The organism is Streptomyces sp. NPDC002537 (assembly GCF_053594975.1).
Genome location: NZ_JBSFWT010000086.1, coordinates 15,218 through 31,445, shown reverse-complemented (window position 1 = coordinate 31,445; position 16,228 = coordinate 15,218). Strand labels below are relative to the sequence as shown.

The 16,228-nt window shown below is 72.1% G+C and carries 14 protein-coding genes and 1 tRNA gene; 11 read left to right on the top strand and 4 right to left on the bottom strand.

Going from position 1 to position 16,228, the window contains the following annotated elements; all coding sequences use genetic code 11:
• Nucleotides 1-206: 206 nt before the first annotated feature.
• Nucleotides 207-1,430, bottom strand: a complete 1,224-nt coding sequence (locus ACWD4A_RS29160) for a beta-ketoacyl-[acyl-carrier-protein] synthase family protein (RefSeq protein WP_451198492.1) — start codon at nt 1,428-1,430, stop codon at nt 207-209.
• Between the two features lie 326 nt (nt 1,431-1,756).
• Between ACWD4A_RS29160 and ACWD4A_RS29155 the strand changes: the two genes are divergently transcribed.
• From ACWD4A_RS29155 to ACWD4A_RS29145, 3 genes are read left to right on the top strand one after another with little or no spacing between them, the layout of a single operon-like run.
• Nucleotides 1,757-2,926, top strand: a complete 1,170-nt coding sequence (locus ACWD4A_RS29155; RefSeq protein ID WP_451198491.1) for an acyltransferase family protein — start codon at nt 1,757-1,759, stop codon at nt 2,924-2,926.
• A gap of 25 nt (nt 2,927-2,951) precedes the next feature.
• The gene (locus ACWD4A_RS29150) at nt 2,952-4,235 is read left to right on the top strand and encodes a histidine kinase (RefSeq protein ID WP_451198489.1); all 1,284 of its coding nucleotides are present in this window, start codon (nt 2,952-2,954) and stop codon (nt 4,233-4,235) included.
• The gene (locus ACWD4A_RS29145; protein ID WP_451198488.1) at nt 4,232-4,900 is read left to right on the top strand and encodes a response regulator; all 669 of its coding nucleotides are present in this window, start codon (nt 4,232-4,234) and stop codon (nt 4,898-4,900) included. The genes ACWD4A_RS29150 and ACWD4A_RS29145 overlap by 4 nt, the downstream gene beginning before the upstream one ends.
• A gap of 345 nt (nt 4,901-5,245) precedes the next feature.
• Here ACWD4A_RS29145 and ACWD4A_RS29140 read toward each other — a convergent pair whose 3' ends face one another.
• Nucleotides 5,246-7,465 (bottom strand): NADP-dependent isocitrate dehydrogenase, encoded by a 2,220-nt coding sequence (locus ACWD4A_RS29140; protein WP_451198486.1) that lies wholly within the window; start codon nt 7,463-7,465, stop codon nt 5,246-5,248.
• A gap of 150 nt (nt 7,466-7,615) precedes the next feature.
• Between ACWD4A_RS29140 and argC the strand changes: the two genes are divergently transcribed.
• The 7 genes from argC to ACWD4A_RS29105 all read left to right on the top strand — a co-directional run bounded on the left by argC (nt 7,616) and on the right by ACWD4A_RS29105 (nt 13,918).
• A complete protein-coding gene (gene argC / locus ACWD4A_RS29135; RefSeq protein ID WP_451198485.1) occupies nt 7,616-8,644 on the top strand; it encodes an N-acetyl-gamma-glutamyl-phosphate reductase in 1,029 nt (342 codons plus the stop codon).
• Complete coding sequence (locus ACWD4A_RS29130; protein ID WP_451198483.1) at nt 8,641-8,790, top strand: hypothetical protein; 150 nt, start codon at nt 8,641-8,643, stop codon at nt 8,788-8,790. The genes argC and ACWD4A_RS29130 overlap by 4 nt, the downstream gene beginning before the upstream one ends.
• On the top strand, nt 8,787-9,938 hold the full coding sequence (gene argJ / locus ACWD4A_RS29125; protein WP_451198482.1) for a bifunctional glutamate N-acetyltransferase/amino-acid acetyltransferase ArgJ: 1,152 nt from the start codon (nt 8,787-8,789) through the stop codon (nt 9,936-9,938). Before ACWD4A_RS29130 ends, argJ begins: the two co-directional genes overlap by 4 nt.
• Nucleotides 9,939-9,949: 11 nt before the next feature.
• On the top strand, nt 9,950-10,867 hold the full coding sequence (gene argB / locus ACWD4A_RS29120) for an acetylglutamate kinase (RefSeq protein ID WP_451198481.1): 918 nt from the start codon (nt 9,950-9,952) through the stop codon (nt 10,865-10,867).
• Nucleotides 10,864-12,048 carry an acetylornithine transaminase gene (locus ACWD4A_RS29115; protein ID WP_451198480.1) on the top strand — a complete coding sequence of 395 codons (1,185 nt, stop codon included), beginning with the start codon at nt 10,864-10,866 and terminating at the stop codon, nt 12,046-12,048. The genes argB and ACWD4A_RS29115 overlap by 4 nt, the downstream gene beginning before the upstream one ends.
• 72 nt (nt 12,049-12,120) lie before the next feature.
• Nucleotides 12,121-12,663: an arginine repressor gene (locus ACWD4A_RS29110; RefSeq protein ID WP_451198479.1), complete on the top strand. Its 543-nt coding sequence runs from the start codon at nt 12,121-12,123 to the stop codon at nt 12,661-12,663.
• Between the two features lie 112 nt (nt 12,664-12,775).
• Nucleotides 12,776-13,918 carry an amidohydrolase family protein gene (locus ACWD4A_RS29105; RefSeq protein WP_451198477.1) on the top strand — a complete coding sequence of 381 codons (1,143 nt, stop codon included), beginning with the start codon at nt 12,776-12,778 and terminating at the stop codon, nt 13,916-13,918.
• Nucleotides 13,919-14,124: 206 nt separating this feature from the next.
• On the opposite strand, the gene ACWD4A_RS29100 is transcribed toward ACWD4A_RS29105, so the two are convergent.
• A tRNA-Pro gene (locus ACWD4A_RS29100) sits at nt 14,125-14,198 on the bottom strand.
• A 96-nt stretch (nt 14,199-14,294) separates the two neighbouring features.
• Nucleotides 14,295-14,837: a Uma2 family endonuclease gene (locus tag ACWD4A_RS29095; RefSeq protein ID WP_451198494.1), complete on the bottom strand. Its 543-nt coding sequence runs from the start codon at nt 14,835-14,837 to the stop codon at nt 14,295-14,297.
• Nucleotides 14,838-15,009: 172 nt separating this feature from the next.
• Here ACWD4A_RS29095 and ACWD4A_RS29090 point away from each other — a divergent pair, with 172 nt between their 5' ends.
• Nucleotides 15,010-16,203, top strand: a complete 1,194-nt coding sequence (locus tag ACWD4A_RS29090; protein ID WP_451198475.1) for an argininosuccinate synthase — start codon at nt 15,010-15,012, stop codon at nt 16,201-16,203.
• The last annotated feature ends 25 nt before the right edge of the window (nt 16,204-16,228 follow it).

The window sequence follows — 16,228 nt, the reverse complement described above, 5'->3', positions numbered from 1 at the left end:
GGACGGGCTGGATTTCGCGGGCTCGGCCCGCAGGCGACGGACCACGGCCGGCAAATCCAGCCCGTCCGGCGTTTGAGGACGCGGCCGCAGGCCGCCCCCGCCGCAGGCGGCGAATCGGACCGCAGCCACAGACCCGGAGACGCCCCGCAGGGAACCCGCCCCCGCCGCAGGCGGCAGACGACCCGCAGCCACAGACCCGAGGGGACTCAGGAAACGGCGGTGAAGACGAGCGACGCGTTGTGTCCGCCGAAGCCGAAGGAGTTCGTCAGAGCCGCCCGTACCTCGCCGTACCTCGGCCGGCCCGTGACGACGTCCAGTTTCACGGCCGGGTCGAGTCTCTCCAGGTTGCGGGTCGCCGGGATCACGCCGTCGCGGACGGCCAGGATCGAGGCGAGGGCGCCCATCGCCCCGGCGGCCCCGAAGAGGTGCCCGGTCGTCGACTTCGTCGCCGTCACGGCCGGATGCGTGCCGACGGCCTCCGCGACCGACTCCGCCTCGACGAGATCGCCCTTGGGCGTGGACGTGGCGTGGGCGTGCACGTGCCCGATGTCCCGGGGCGACAGCCCCGCCGCTGCCAGCGCCCGGCGCATGGCGCGGACCTGGCCCTCGGGGTGCGCGGCCGTGATGTGGAACGCGTCCGACGTGACGCCCGCCCCCGCGAGCCTCGCGTGGCGGCGGGCGGCCCGTGCGGCCGCGAACCCGGCGCGCTCCAGGACGACCACGACGGCGCCCTCCCCGATCACGAACCCGTCCCGGTCGGCGTCGAACGGCCGTGACGCCCGCTCCGGCTCGTCGTTGCGTGTCGAATGCGCCCTGGCCTGGGCGAACCCGGCCAGTGGCAGCGGGGCGACGCACGCCTCCGTACCGCCCGCCACGACCACGTCGGCCCTGCCGAGCCGGATCAGGTCCATGCCCATCGCGATGGCCTCCGCCCCCGAGGCGCAGGCGCTGACCGGGGTGTGGGCGCCCGCGCGGGCCCCCAGCTCGATGCTGACCCAGGCGGCCGGACCGTTCGCCATCAGCATGGGGACGGTGTGCGGGGACACCCGGCGCACCCCGGACGCCTCCAGCACGTCGTCCTGGCCGAGCAGGGTCAGGGCGCCGCCGGTACCGGTGCCGATCACCACGGCCAGCCGCTCGGGGTCGATCTCGGGCGTCCCCGCGTCCGCCCACGCCTCGCGCGCGGCGACCAGCGCGATCTGCTCGCAGCGGTCCATCCGGCGGGCCCGCACCCGGTCCAGCACCTCGGTCGGCTCGGCCTTGAGCCTGCCCGCGATCCGTACCGGCAGGGCGGCCGCCCAGTCCTCCTCGATGGCGCTGATGCCCGACTCCCCGGCCAGCAGCGCGGACCAGGTCGAGGCGACGTCCCCGCCGAGCGGTGTCGTCGCCCCGAGTCCCGTGACCACCACGTCGCAGCTGTCAGTGCTCATGGGCTGAACCCCCAATTTGTCGTAGAGATACAACTCCCCGGACGTGGATGCCGTGCCGGAGAGATCGGCTCGTCGCCCAATCTGTCAGGGGGAACGTGATCGCTTGGATGCGGTGATCAACGGAGTGCGGTGGTAGAGGTTTGTAGGGTTCAGGCATTCACGATCGGCGCCTGCGCGGCGTGAAAGGGGTGGCGCGCCCCCTACCCGTAGTACTCCGGAGCTACGTCGGAGTGGGCTCTCCGGCGGGACGCCGACCACGCGGTGGGCTCCGTAGCTTCCCTGTCGGATGCGCGATCGGTCGCATTCGGTACGGAAGGACCCCTCCCATGGCGCTGCGTGACCTCGCGCTGCGGATCGACTCCGCCACCCCGCCCGGCCGGGACCGGGCCGTCGACGCCCTGCGCGCCTTCGCCATCCTCGGCGTGGTGCTCGGGCACTGGCTGGTGACCGCCCTCGTCGCCGACGGCCGCACCCTGCACGGCGCCAGCCCGCTCCAGCACATGCCGGGGCTCGCCCCGGTCTCCTGGATGTTCCAGACCCTCGCCGTCTTCTTCCTCGTCGGCGGGCAGGTGGCCGCCCGCGGCTACGCGTCCGCCCGCGCCCGGGGGACGACGTACGGGCAGTGGCTCCGCGCCCGGCTGGCCCGGCTGTTCCGGCCGGTCGCCGCCGTGCTGGTGCTCTGGACCGTGACGGCGGCCGGCATGCTCGCCGCCGGGACGGGCCCCGACACCGTGCACACGCTGCTCAAGCTGGTCCTGTCGCCGCTCTGGTTCCTGCTGGTCTTCGCGGCGCTGACGGCGGCGACCCCGCTGGTCGCCAGGCTGCACCCGCTGTGGCCGCTCGCCGTCGTCCTGCACGTCGACCTGATCCGGTTCGGCTTCGGCGGGCCCGCCTGGCTCGGCTGGATCAATGTGGCGGCGGGCTGGCTCGTCCCGTACTGCCTGGGCGCGGCCTGGGCGCGCGGCGGCCTGCGGAGCCGTACGACGGGCTGGACGCTGCTGCTCGGCGGTGCCGCCGCCACCGCGGGCCTGGTCCTGTGGGCCGGTTACCCGGCGTCCATGGTCGGGGTCCCCGGCGCGGCCGTCTCCAACCTCAACCCGCCGACCCTGGCCGCCGTCACCTTCGGCCTCGCCCAGTGCGGAGCGGCCCTGCTGCTCGTCGGCCCGCTGCGGCGACTGCTCGCGCGGCCCGCCGCCTGGGCTGCGGTGGCGCTGGTCAACCTCTCCGCCATGACGATCTTCCTCTGGCACCAGACCGCGATGATGACGGTCACCGCGGCCGGGCTGCTCCTGGGCGGGGACCTGCCCGGCCTGCACACCGTGCCCGACGGCCCCGGCTGGGTGCTCGCCCGGCTGGCCTGGCTGCCGGTGTTCGCCGCGGTGCTGCTGCTCTGCCGGGCCGCGTTCCGCACCTACGAACAGGGGCGGCCGCGGAAGGGGAGCCGGGTCGTGCGCGAGGGGCGGCCCGCCCGGCCGGTGGCGGTGCGGGGTGCCTAGAGTGGATCTTGTGAAGGCGGGGGACATGACAAAGCGGCCGGCCGGCGGCCTGCGGGCGGTGCCGCACGCCCTGCGCGAGGGGCTCTGGGCGGACGCCGATCCGCCGCCCGGCCGGCGACGGCCGCACTGGGTGGACTGGCGTCCGGCGATCCTGGTGCCGCTGACGCTGGTCGCGGTGAGCCTCTTCATCGCCGACGCGAACGTGCTTATCAACGGCTACGCGCTCGGCCCGGGACTCGCCGTCCTGTTCGCGGGAGTCCAGGCGGTGGCGCTCCTCGTCGCCCTGTACCGCCCGGTCCCGGCCTGGTGGGCGTCGACGGCCGCCATGGTCGCGGCCGCCTGGACCGGGAACACCCCCCTCCACGGAGGGCAGATGTTCCCCTGGGCCGGCCCCGGGCTCGCCCTGCAGGCGGGGACGCTGTTCCTGCTGGCGCTGCGGTGCCGCATCAGGGTCACGGCCACGGCGCTGGTGTTCGGCTCGGTGCTGGGCCTGCTCCGCGACCTGCCGCCGGGCCGCTTCAGCGACACCCGTGTCGCCCTCGCGGTCCTGGTGGTCACCGCGGTGTTCGGCGCCGCGCTGCGCGGCCTCCAGCGGGCCCGTACCCAGTTGGTCGCGCAGGAGGAGCTCACCGCCGAGGAGCGGGCCCGGCGCACCGTCCTGGAGGAGCGCAACCGGATCGCCCGCGAGCTGCACGACGTCGTCGCCCACCACATGTCCGTGATCTCCATCCAGGCGCAGGTCGCACCGCACCTGGTCGAGAACCCGTCCGACGAGCTCAAGGAGAACCTCGCGGGCATCCGCGAGAACGCCGTCGAGGCGCTCACCGAACTGCGCCGGGTGCTCGGCGTGCTGCGCTCCGAGGACTCCCTGGCCGACGGCGCGCGGCACACCCCCCAGCCCACCCTCGACCGCCTCGACGAACTGGTCGGGAACGTCCGCGGCGCCGGGCTCACGGTCACCACCGCCACCACCGGCGCGCCGCGCCCCCTGTCGCCCGGCGTCGGGCTGTCGGCCTTCCGCATCGTGCAGGAGGCGCTCAGCAACGCGATCCGGCACGCGCCCGGGGCGGAGGTACGGGTCGCGATCGCGTACCACCCGGAGAGTCTCACGGTCCGGGTCGTCAACTCCCGCCCGCGGCGGGCCGCCCCGCCCTCGCCGGGCGTCGGCCACGGCCTGCTCGGCATGGGCGAGCGCACCGCGATGCTGGGGGGCGAACTGGCCGCCGGGGCCACCCCCGACGGCGGCTACGAAGTGACCGCCGTACTGCCCACGAAGCCTGTCGCCGACCCCGTTGAGGAAACCCTGTGACGACCATCCGCGTGCTGATAGCCGATGACCAGATGATGGTCCGTCAGGGCTTCACGGTGCTGCTGAACGCCGAACCCGGCATCGAGGTCGTCGGCCAGGCCGTGGACGGCCTCGACGCGGTCGCCAAGGTCGCCGAACTCGCCCCCGACGTCGTCCTGATGGACATCCGGATGCCCGGACTCGGCGGCATCGAGGCGACCCGCCGCGTCACCGGCCCCGACGGGTCCGCCGTCAAGGTACTCGTCCTGACCACCTTCGACCTCGACGAGTACGTCTACGAGGCGCTGCGCGCGGGCGCCTCCGGCTTCCTGCTGAAGGACGCGTCGGCCGCCGAACTCGCCCAGGCCGTACGGGTGGTGGCGGCCGGTGACGCCCTGCTCGCCCCCGCCGTCACCAAGCGCCTCATCACCGAGTTCTCCCGGATGACGGGCCCCCGGGCCCCGCTCAGGGACCGCGTCGCCGGCCTGACGGAACGCGAGACCGAGGTGCTGTCCCTGGTGGCCCAGGGCCTCTCGAACGCGGAGATCGCCGAACGGCTCGTGGTGGCGGAACAGACCGTCAAGACCCACGTGAGCCGCATCCTGATCAAACTGGGCCTGCGCGACCGCACCCAGGCCACGGTCTTCGCCTACGAGACGGGCCTGGTACGGCCCGCGGGTTACTGACCCACCCTGGGTGCGGCGCCGTTGCCTCCCCCAGACTTCGTCCGGGGGGACCCCCAGCGGCGGGGGGCGGCCTGCGGCCGCGTCCTCAATCGCCGGACGGGCTGGATTTGCCGACTGCGGTCTGCAACCTGCGGGCCGTGTCCTCAGACGCCGGACGGGCTGGATTTGCGGGCGTAGTCCGTAGTCTGCGGGCCGCAGGTCAAAGAGCCACGGTCCGGAAATCCAGCCCGTCCGGCGATTGAGGACGCGCCCGGAGGGCGCCCCCGCCACAGGAGGCAACGGCGGGAAACGAACCGCCCCGGCAGGCACGAAGCCGACCGGGGCGGAACGAGGAAGAGGCAGTGATCAGCCGAGGATCTCGAGTGCCGCGTTGAACGTGGCACTCGGCCGCATGACGGCCGAAGCCTTCGTCACGTCGGGCTGGTAGTAGCCACCGATGTCGGCGGGCGACCCCTGCACGGCGTTCAGCTCGTCGACGATCGTGCGCTCCTGCTCCGTGAGCGACTTCGCGAGCGGGCCGAAGGCCCCCGCGAGCTCCGCGTCGGCGGTCTGCTTGGCCAGCTCCTGCGCCCAGTAGAGCGCCAGGTAGAAGTGGCTGCCGCGGTTGTCGATGCCGCCGACGCGACGGGTCGGCGACTTGTCCTCGTCGAGGAACGTGGCCGTCGCCCGGTCGAGGGTGTCGGCGAGCACCTGGGCGCGCGCGTTGCCCGTGGTCTGCGCGAGGTGCTCGAAGCTCGCCGCGAGCGCGAAGAACTCGCCCAGGCTGTCCCAGCGCAGGTAGTTCTCCTTGACCAGCTGCTGCACGTGCTTGGGAGCGGAGCCACCGGCACCGGTCTCGAACAGGCCGCCGCCGTTCATCAGCGGGACGACGGAGAGCATCTTCGCGCTCGTGCCCAGCTCGAGGATCGGGAACAGGTCCGTCAGGTAGTCGCGCAGCACGTTGCCGGTGACCGAGATGGTGTCCTCGCCGCGGCGGATGCGCTCCAGGGAGAACTTGGTCGCCTCGACCGGGGACATGATCTCGATCCGCAGACCGTCGGTGTCGTGGTCGGCGAGGTACTTCTTCACCTTGGTGATCAGCTGCGCGTCGTGCGCGCGGCCCTCGTCGAGCCAGAACACGGCCGGGCTGCCGGTCGCGCGGGCGCGGGTGACGGCGAGCTTGACCCAGTCCTGGATCGGCAGGTCCTTGGCCTGGCACATGCGGAAGATGTCACCGGCGGCCACCGGCTGCTCCAGGACGACGTCGCCCTTGCCGTCGACGACGCGCACCGTGCCCGCGGCGGCGATCTCGAAGGTCTTGTCGTGGCTGCCGTACTCCTCGGCCTTCTGCGCCATCAGGCCGACGTTCGGGACTGAGCCCATCGTCGACGGGTCGAAGGCGCCGTGCGCGCGGCAGTCGTCGATGACGACCTGGTAGACACCGGAGTAGCTGCTGTCCGGGAGGACCGCGAGGGTGTCGGCCTCCTGGCCGTCCGGGCCCCACATGTGGCCGGAGGTGCGGATCATGGCCGGCATGGAGGCGTCGACGATGACGTCGGACGGGACGTGCAGGTTGGTGATGCCCTTGTCGGAGTCGACCATCGCCAGCTCCGGGCCCTCGGCGAGCTCGGCGTCGAAGGAGGCCTTGATCTCGGCGCCCTCGGGCAGGGCCTCCAGGCCCTTGAGGATGCCGCCGAGACCGTCGTTCGGGCTCAGGCCCGCCGCGGCGAGCGTCTCGCCGTACGCGGCGAACGTCTTCGGGAAGAAGGCGCGCACGACGTGGCCGAAGATGATCGGGTCGGAGACCTTCATCATCGTCGCCTTGAGGTGCACGGAGAACAGCACGCCCTCCGCCTTGGCGCGGGCGATCTGCGCCGTGAGGAACTCGCGCAGCGCCGCGACGCGCATGACGGACGCGTCCACGACCTCACCCGCGAGCACCGGCACGGACTCGCGCAGCACGGTGGTGCCGCCGTCCGCCGCCACGTGCTCGATGCGGAGCGAACCGGCCTCGGAGAGCACCGCGGACTTCTCGGTGGAGCAGAAGTCGTTCTCGCCCATGGTCGCCACATTGGTCTTGGACCCGGAGGTCCAGGCGCCCATGCGGTGCGGGTGCGTCTTGGCGTAGTTCTTCACCGAGGCAGGGGCGCGGCGGTCGGAGTTGCCCTCGCGCAGCACCGGGTTGACGGCGCTGCCCTTGACCTTGTCGTAGCGGGCGCGGATGTCGCGCTCCTCGTCGGTCTTCGGGTCGTCCGGGTAGTCCGGCAGCGCGTAACCCTGCTGCTGCAGCTCGGCGACGGCCGCCTTCAGCTGCGGGATCGAGGCAGAGATGTTCGGCAGCTTGATGATGTTGGCGCCCGGCGTCCTGGCCAGCTCGCCGAGCTCGGCGAGCGCGTCGGCGACGCGCTGGCCCTCCTCGAGCCGCTCCGGGAAGTGGGCGATGATCCGCCCCGCCAGGGAGATGTCACGGGTCTCCACACGGACCCCGGCGGTCGAGGCATACGCCTGGACCACAGGCAGGAACGAATGCGTCGCGAGGGCGGGGGCCTCGTCAGTGTGGGTGTAGATGATGGTCGAGTCAGTCACCGGGTGCTCCGCTCCACTTCTGCAACATTGCTCGACATCAAGATATCTCGTGACCGCCCCCCGCTCGACAGCGGTATCGCGCACCGTATGGCCATTGCATAAAACTTCAATACTTCGTATAGTCATGCCATCGAGACCAGGAGGGGCCCGATGGCGATCCGTGTGGCAGTGGCAGGGGCGAGTGGATACGCAGGCGGCGAAGTGCTGCGCCTGCTGCTGGCACACCCCGACATACGCATCGGCGCGCTGACGGCGCACTCCAACGCCGGGCAGCCGCTCGGTACGGTCCAGCCGCACCTCGTACCGCTCGCCGGGCGGGTGCTGGAGGAGACCTCCGCCGAGGTGCTCGCCGGGCACGACGTCGTCTTCCTCGCGCTGCCCCACGGGCAGTCCGCCGCCGTCGCCGAGCAGCTCGGCGACGAGGTGCTGGTCGTCGACTGCGGGGCGGACTTCCGGCTGCGGGACGCGGGGGAGTGGGAGCGGTTCTACGGCTCCCCGCACGCGGGCACCTGGCCGTACGGGCTGCCCGAGCTGCCCGGTGCGCGGGAGGCGCTGCGCGGGAGCAGGCGGATCGCCGTCCCCGGCTGCTATCCGACGGCCGTGTCGCTCGCCCTCTTCCCCGCGTACGCCGCCGGGCTCGCCGGGCCCGAGGCCGTGATCGTCGCCGCGTCCGGCACCTCCGGCGCCGGCAAGGCGCTCAAACCGCACCTGCTGGGCAGCGAGGTCATGGGAGCCATGAGCCCGTACGGGGTCGGCGGTGGCCACCGGCACACCCCGGAGATGGTCCAGAACCTCTCCGCCGCCGCGGGCGCGCCTGTCACCGTGTCCTTCACCCCGACCCTGGCGCCGATGCCCCGCGGCATCCTCGCCACCTGCAGCGCCAAGGCCGCGCCGGGCGTCACCGCGGAGAGCCTGCGCGCCGCGTACGGGAAAGCGTTCCGGGACGAGCCGTTCGTCCACCTCCTGCCCGAGGGGCAGTGGCCCTCCACCGCCTCCGTGTGCGGCTCCAACAACGCGCTGATCCAGGTCGCGCACGACCCCGCGGCGGGCCGGATCATCGCCATTGCCGCCATCGACAACCTCGCCAAGGGCACCGCGGGCGGCGCCGTGCAGAGCATGAACATCGCCCTCGGACTCCCCGAGACCCGGGGGCTCGCCTGCGCGGGAGTGGCCCCGTGAGCGGCTGGGGCAGGGCCGCGTACGTCCGCCGGGCCCTGGCCGTCCTCCTCACCAGGGCGGCGCCCTGCGACCGTACGCCCGGCACCGTCGACAACGTCAGCAGCAGCGACCCGCGCAGCGGGGCGGAGAAGGAGAAGACAGCGTGAGCGTGACCGCAGCACAGGGGTTCACGGCGGCGGGCATCGCCGCCGGGATCAAGGAGAGCGGCGGCGCCGACCTCGCCCTCGTCGTCAACAACGGCCCCCGGTCGGCCGCCGCCGGGGTCTTCACCGCCAACCGCGTCAAGGCCGCCCCGGTCCTCTGGTCCGAGCAGGTCCTCAAGGGCGGGCAGGTCTCCGCCGTCGTCCTCAACTCCGGCGGCGCCAACGCCTGCACCGGCCCCGAAGGCTTCCAGGACACCCACGCCACCGCCGAGAAGGCGGGCCGGGCACTGGGCGTCGACGCCGCCGAGGTCGCCGTCGCCTCCACCGGCCTCATCGGCGTCCGGCTGCCGATGGACAAGCTCCTCCCCGGCATCGACAAGGCCGCGGCCGAACTCTCCGCGCACGGCGGCGAGAAGGCCGCCATCGCCATCAAGACCACCGACACCGTCCACAAGACCGCCGTCGCCGCGGGCGACGGCTGGACCGTCGGCGGCATGGCCAAGGGCGCGGGCATGCTCGCCCCCGGCCTGGCCACCATGCTGGCCGTCATCACCACCGACGCCGACGTCGACGCGACCGTCCTCGACCAGGCCCTGCGCGCCGCCACCCGCACCACCTTCGACCGCGTCGACTCCGACGGCTGCATGTCCACCAACGACACCGTGCTGCTGCTCGCCTCCGGCGCCTCCGGAGTCGTTCCCGCCCACGACGACTTCGCCGAGGCCGTCCGGACCGTGTGCGACGACCTCGCCCGCCAGCTGATCGGCGACGCCGAGGGCGCCTCCAAGGACATCCGCATCGAGGTCGTCGGCGCCGCCACCGAGAGCGACGCCGTCGAGGCCGGGCGCACCATCGCTCGCAACAACCTCCTCAAGTGCGCTCTCCACGGCGAGGACCCCAACTGGGGCCGGGTGCTCTCCGCCATCGGCACCACCGGCGCCGCCTTCGACCCCGACCGGCTCAATGTCGCCATCAACGGCGTCTGGGTCTGCCGGAACGGCTCGGTCGGCGACGACCGCGACCTCGTCGACATGCGGTACCGCGAGATCCGTATCACCGCCGATCTGTCCGCCGGCGACGCGACCGCGGTCATCTGGACCAACGACCTCACCGCCGACTACGTCCACGAGAACAGCGCGTACTCCTCATGAACCCTCCCGCCGTGCCCGCCGCCACCGGCACCCGCAAGCACACCGCCCTGCCCAAGGCCCGCACCCTCGTCGAGGCGCTGCCCTGGCTCACCAAGCACCACGGCAAGATCGTCGTCATCAAGTTCGGCGGCAACGCCATGGTCGACGAGGAACTCAAGTCCGCCTTCGCCCAGGACGTCGTCTTCCTCCGGCACGCCGGACTGCGCCCCGTCGTCGTCCACGGCGGCGGCCCGCAGATCAGCGCCCAGCTGGACCGCATGGGCCTCGCCTCGGAGTTCAGGGCCGGGCTGCGGGTGACCACGCCCGAGGCCATGGACGTCGTGCGGATGGTCCTCGCCGGACAGGTCCAGCGCGAACTCGTCGGACTGCTCAACCGGCACGGGCCGTTCGCCGTCGGCATGACCGGCGAGGACGCCCACACCATGACCGCCACCAAGCACTACGCCGAGATCGACGGCGAGCGCGTGGACCTCGGCCGGGTCGGCGAGATAGCCACCGTCGACACCGGCGCCGTACGGGCCCTGCTGGACGACGGCCGCATCCCCGTCATCTCCTCCATCGCCCGCAGCGCCGACGACGGCCATGTGTACAACGTCAACGCCGACACCGCCGCCGCGGCCCTCGCGGCCGCCCTCGGCGCCGAGACGCTGATGGTCCTCACCGACGTCGAGGGCCTCTACGAGGACTGGCCGCACAGCGACGAGGTCATCAGCCACCTCACCGCGAGCGAACTGGAACGGCTGCTGCCCGAGCTGGCCAGCGGCATGGTCCCCAAGATGGAGGGCTGTCTGCACGCCGTGCGCAACGGCGTCACCACCGCCCGGGTGATAGACGGCCGGGTCCAGCACTCCATCCTGCTGGAGATCTTCACGGACGAGGGCATCGGCACCATGGTCGTGCCCGACGAGCCCCACGAGGAGGAAGCATGACCAACGCGGAGCTCACCGAGCGCTGGCAGGGCGCCCTGATGGACAACTACGGCACCCCCCGCCTCCCCCTCGTACGCGGTGCGGGCAGCACCGTCTGGGACGCGGACGGCACGCCCTACCTCGACCTCGTCGGCGGCATCGCCGTCAACGCCCTCGGCCACGCCCACCCCGCGGTCGTCCGCGCCGTGACCGAGCAGATCGCCACCCTCGGGCACGTCTCCAACCTCTTCACCGCCGAGCCCCCCGTCGCCCTCGCCGAACGCCTCCTCCAGCTGGCCGGGCGCCCCGGACGCGTCTACTTCTCCAACTCCGGCGCCGAGGCCGTCGAGGCCGCGGTCAAGATCGGACGGCGCACGGGCCGCCCGCACATGGTCGCCGCCGCCGGCGGCTTCCACGGCCGCACCATGGGCGCCCTCGCCCTCACCGGCCAGCCCGCCAAACAGGAACCCTTCCTGCCACTGCCCGGCGACGTGACCCACGTGCCCTACGGGGACACCGAGGCGCTCCGCGCCGCCGTCACCACCGACACCGCGCTCCTCGTCCTGGAACCGGTCCAGGGCGAGAACGGCGTCGTCGTCCCGCCGCCCGGCTACCTCGCCGCCGCCCGGGAGATCACCCGGGCCACCGGCACCCTCCTCGTCCTGGACGAGATCCAGACAGGAATCGGCCGCACCGGACACTGGTTCGAGCACCGGGCCCAGGGCGTCGAGCCCGATGTGCTCACCCTCGCCAAGGGCCTCGGCGGCGGCCTGCCCATCGGCGCGACCCTGGCCTTCGGCCCCGCCGCCGACCTGCTGACGCCCGGTCAGCACGGCTCGACCTTCGGCGGCAACCCCGTCGCCTGCGCCGCCGCGCTCGCCGTCCTCGACACCCTCGGCACCGAGGGAATCCTCGACCGGGTCCGGCACACGGGGCAGCGGCTGCGTGACGGGATCGCGGCCCTCGGGCACCCACTCGTCGACCACGTCCGTGGCTCCGGCCTGCTGCTGGGTATTGTCCTTTCCGAACCCCACGCACCGAAGGTGCAGCAAGCAGCACAGGACGCCGGGCTCCTGGTGAACGCGGTCGCACCCGACGTGGTGCGGCTGGCCCCACCGCTGATCATCACCGAAGATGAGGTGGACGTGTTCCTCCGAGCCCTGCCCGGGGTCCTGGACACGGCCGCCGCGGGCGCTGCGTAGCGGCGGCGAGGAGGCACGTGTACGGCCGGCCGACGGGGGCCCGCAACGACGACAGCGGAGACTGACGAGACGATGACCGAGGCGCAGGAGCCCGAGCCGTTCCACGGCGGACAGGCCGTACCGCAGACCCGTACCGCCCGCCACCGCCGGATCGTCGACATCCTCGGACGGCAGGCGGTGCGGTCGCAGAGCCAGCTCGCCAAGCTGCTCGCCGACGACGGACTGTCCGTCACCCAGGCGACCCTCTCCCGGGACCTCGACGAGCTGGGCGCCGTCAAGATCCGCAACACCGGTGGTGAGCTGATCTACGCGGTGCCCTCCGAGGGCGGCGACCGCACCCCCCGAGCCCCCCTGGGCGAGTCCGCCACCGAGGCCCGCATGGCCCGCCTGGCGGGCGAACTCCTGATCTCGGCGGAGGCCTCCGCCAACCTCGTGGTGCTGCGCACCCCGCCGGGCGCCGCGCAGTTCTTCGCCTCGGCGATCGACCAGGCGGGCGTCCACGAGATCATCGGGACCATCGCGGGGGACGACACGGTGATGCTCATCAGCCGTGACCCGAAGGGCGGGCAGGCGCTCGCGGACCATCTGCTGCGGCTGGCCCAGAAGGAACGCTGAGGGCGCGGCGGGCGGGCCCCTTTCCGGAAAACCCGGTGACAGACGGCTTAACCCATGGCTGCCGCAGGGAAGCTGATGGAGGGCCATCAGTCACCTGACACGGGGAGGGGCCATGCTCGCCTTACGCGCGCGGACGCTGTTCGACGGGGCCGGGGCGGAGCTCGTGGAGCGGCCGCTGGTGCTGGTGGAGAAGGGGCGGATCCTCGACGTCCGCGCGGGCGGGGAACCGCCCGCCGGTGCCGAGCGGGTCGACCTGGGCGAGGCGACGCTGCTCCCCGGGTTCGTCGACACCCATGTCCACCTGGCCCTCGACGCGGGCGACGACATCGTCGGCAGCCTCCGGCGCGCCGACGACACGGAACTCCTGGACCGCATGCGCGCCGCGGGCCGGGCCGCGCTGGCGGTGGGCGTGACGACCGTACGGGACCTCGGCGACCGCGGATATCTCGCCCTGCGGCTGCGCGAGGAGACCGCGAAGGACCCCGCCGCGGGCCCGCGCGTGCTCGCCTCCGGCCCGCCGGTCACCACACCCGGCGGGCACTGCTGGTTCCTCGGCGGACAGGCGGCGGGCGTCGAGGACGTGCGCGCGGCCGTCCGCGAACGCGCGGAGCGCGGCGTCGACGTGGTGAAGGTCATGGCGACCGGCGGCGACCCGACACCCGGCCCGGACTACGGCCAGGCCGAACTGCGCGCGGCCGTACGGGAGGCGCACCGGCACGAACTGCCGATCACCGCCCACGCGCACACGGCGTCCGGCATCGCCGCCGCCGTCGCCGCCGGCTTCGACTCGATCGAGCACTGCTGCTTCCTCACCGACGACGAGGCAGGGGTCCGCTACGACCGCCGCGTCATCGACGAGATGGTCCGCGCGGGCGTCTTCGCCTCGCTCACCCTCGGCTCACTGCCCGGCGTACCACCGCCGCCCCGGAACGGGGTGAAGGCGGGACTGGAGACGATGCGGCAGGCCGGAGTGGTCATGGCGTGCGGCAGCGACTCCGGCATCCACCCGGCCAAGGCGCACGGCAGCCACCCCCACGGCATCACGGCGCTGGTGGACCTGGGCTTCAGCCCGCTGGAGGCGCTGCGCGCCGTGACCTCGACGGCGGCCCGCGTCTGCGGCGTCGCCTGCCACAAGGGCTGCCTGGCCCCCGGCTACGACGCCGACCTCGTCGCCGTCTCCGGCGACCCCCTCACCGACATCACCGCCGTCCACACGGTGACGGCGGTCTTCCGGAGCGGCGTACGGGTCGCGTGACCCGCGCCCCGCTTCGGCCTTCACAGACCGCGCAATGCTTCGTAGAGATCGCCGTAGGCACCCCAGCAGATGGCACTGCCGTCATCGTTCAGATGGCCCATGTCACGGTCCGGTCGGTGTGGAGCGCGACGGCATCCCGGTCCCCGGGCGCAAAAAGGCCTGTCGGCCTGGAAGAACATTCCAGGCCGACAGGCCTCACTGCACCGTCGGGACGGCGGGATTTGAACCCACGACCCCTTGACCCCCAGTCAAGTGCGCTACCAAGCTGCGCCACGTCCCGGTGCCGCTTCCCTCCGGGCTTTTCTTCCCGGCGGGGCGTGCAAGAAGAAAATATCCTGTTCGGCGCTGTGATCCAAATCGGGGGTCGGTGGAAGGGTCAGCTCCGGCGCTTGAAGGTGTGCGTGGGGATGTCGACGGCGGTGCCGTCGGCGAGGCGGAGCGGGACGGTGTCGCCGTACTTGTACGTCCGCCGAGAGGCGTAGGTGTCGTCCTGGGGCTCGGTGAGCAGGTCGCACTCGCCGCGGAACGGGTCGATGATCAGGTAGGCGGGCACGCCGAAGTGGGCGTACTGCTGGACCTTGATCGCGTAGTCGTTCTTGTCGTTCTTCGAGGAGACGACCTCGACGGCGGCCAGGAGGTCCTCGTGGGAGAGCGGTTCCGTTGCGCCGCCTTCGATGATCGATACGTCCGGGCAGCGTTTGGGTTCTCCCGGGAACGCGAACTCCACGTCGGACAGTACGCGTTCCCGGTCGACGCCGGCCGCCAAAGCGGCATCACGGACATCGAAGATGGTCAGGCTCTGGACGCTGCTCTGCGGCGTCATGATGATCCGGTCCCCCACTGCTTCGATCTTGAAGCCCTTCACCACTGACGCGATGCGGTCGATGGCGCTCTGCAAGGAATCGATCTGCACGGCCATGGTCAAGACGACCTCCCCTACTCGGACTTCTCGATGCTCGCATCGTAGAACGCCCCGCCGGAAGGAACACCCGCTCGATTCACCCCCACGAGCTATTGACGAAACATACGGAGCACTGCATAGTTATACCCATCAGCGCATGGAAAGCGCACTGCACCGTAAGGAGAAACCCGTGACCGAGCGCGTCGTACTCGCCTACTCCGGCGGCCTGGACACCTCCGTCGCCATCGGCTGGATCGCCGAGGAGACGGGCGCCGAGGTCATCGCCGTCGCCGTGGACGTCGGCCAGGGCGGCGAGGACCTGGACGTCATCCGCAAGCGCGCGCTCGCCTGCGGTGCGGTGGAGGCGGAGGTCGCCGACGCCAAGGACGAGTTCGCCGAGGAGTACTGCCTCCCGGCGATCAAGGCCAACGCCCTCTACATGGACCGCTACCCCCTGGTCTCCGCCCTCTCCCGGCCGACGATCGTGAAGCACCTGGTCGCCGCCGCGAAGAAGCACGGCGCGAGCACCGTCGCCCACGGTTGCACCGGCAAGGGCAACGACCAGGTGCGGTTCGAGGCCGGCATCTCCTCGCTCGCCCCCGAGCTCACCTGCATCGCCCCCGTCCGGGACTACGCGATGACCCGGGACAAGGCCATCGCCTTCTGCGAGGCCAAGCAGCTCCCGATCGCGACCACCAAGAAGTCGCCGTACTCCATCGACCAGAACGTCTTCGGGCGGGCCGTGGAGACCGGCTTCCTGGAGGACATCTGGAACGCCCCCATCGAGGACGTCTACGACTACACGGCGAACCCGGCCACCCCCCGGGAGGCCGACGAGGTGGTCATCACCTTCGAGCAGGGCGTCCCCGTGGCCATCGACGGCAAGCCCGTCACCGTGCTCCAGGCCATCCAGCAGCTCAACGACCGGGCCGGCGCCCAGGGCGTCGGCCGGATCGACATGGTCGAGGACCGCCTCGTCGGCATCAAGTCCCGGGAGATCTACGAGGCGCCCGGTGCCATCGCGCTGATCACCGCCCACCAGGAGCTGGAGAGCGTCACCGTCGAGCGCGAGCTCGCCCGCTACAAGCGGCAGGTCGAGCAGCGCTGGAGCGAGCTGGTCTACGACGGCCTGTGGTTCTCGCCGCTCAAGCGGGCCCTCGACGGCTTCATCGCCGAGGCCAACCAGCACGTCACCGGCGACATCCGGATGACGCTGCACGGCGGCCGCGCCGTCGTCACCGGCCGGAAGTCCGAGCAGTCGCTCTACGACTTCAACCTCGCCACCTACGACACCGGCGACACCTTCGACCAGTCGCTCTCCAAGGGCTTCATCGAGATCTTCGGCCTGTCGTCGAAGATCGCCGCCAAGCGTGACCTGGTCTGAGCCCAGCGGTTGAACCCGGCACGGA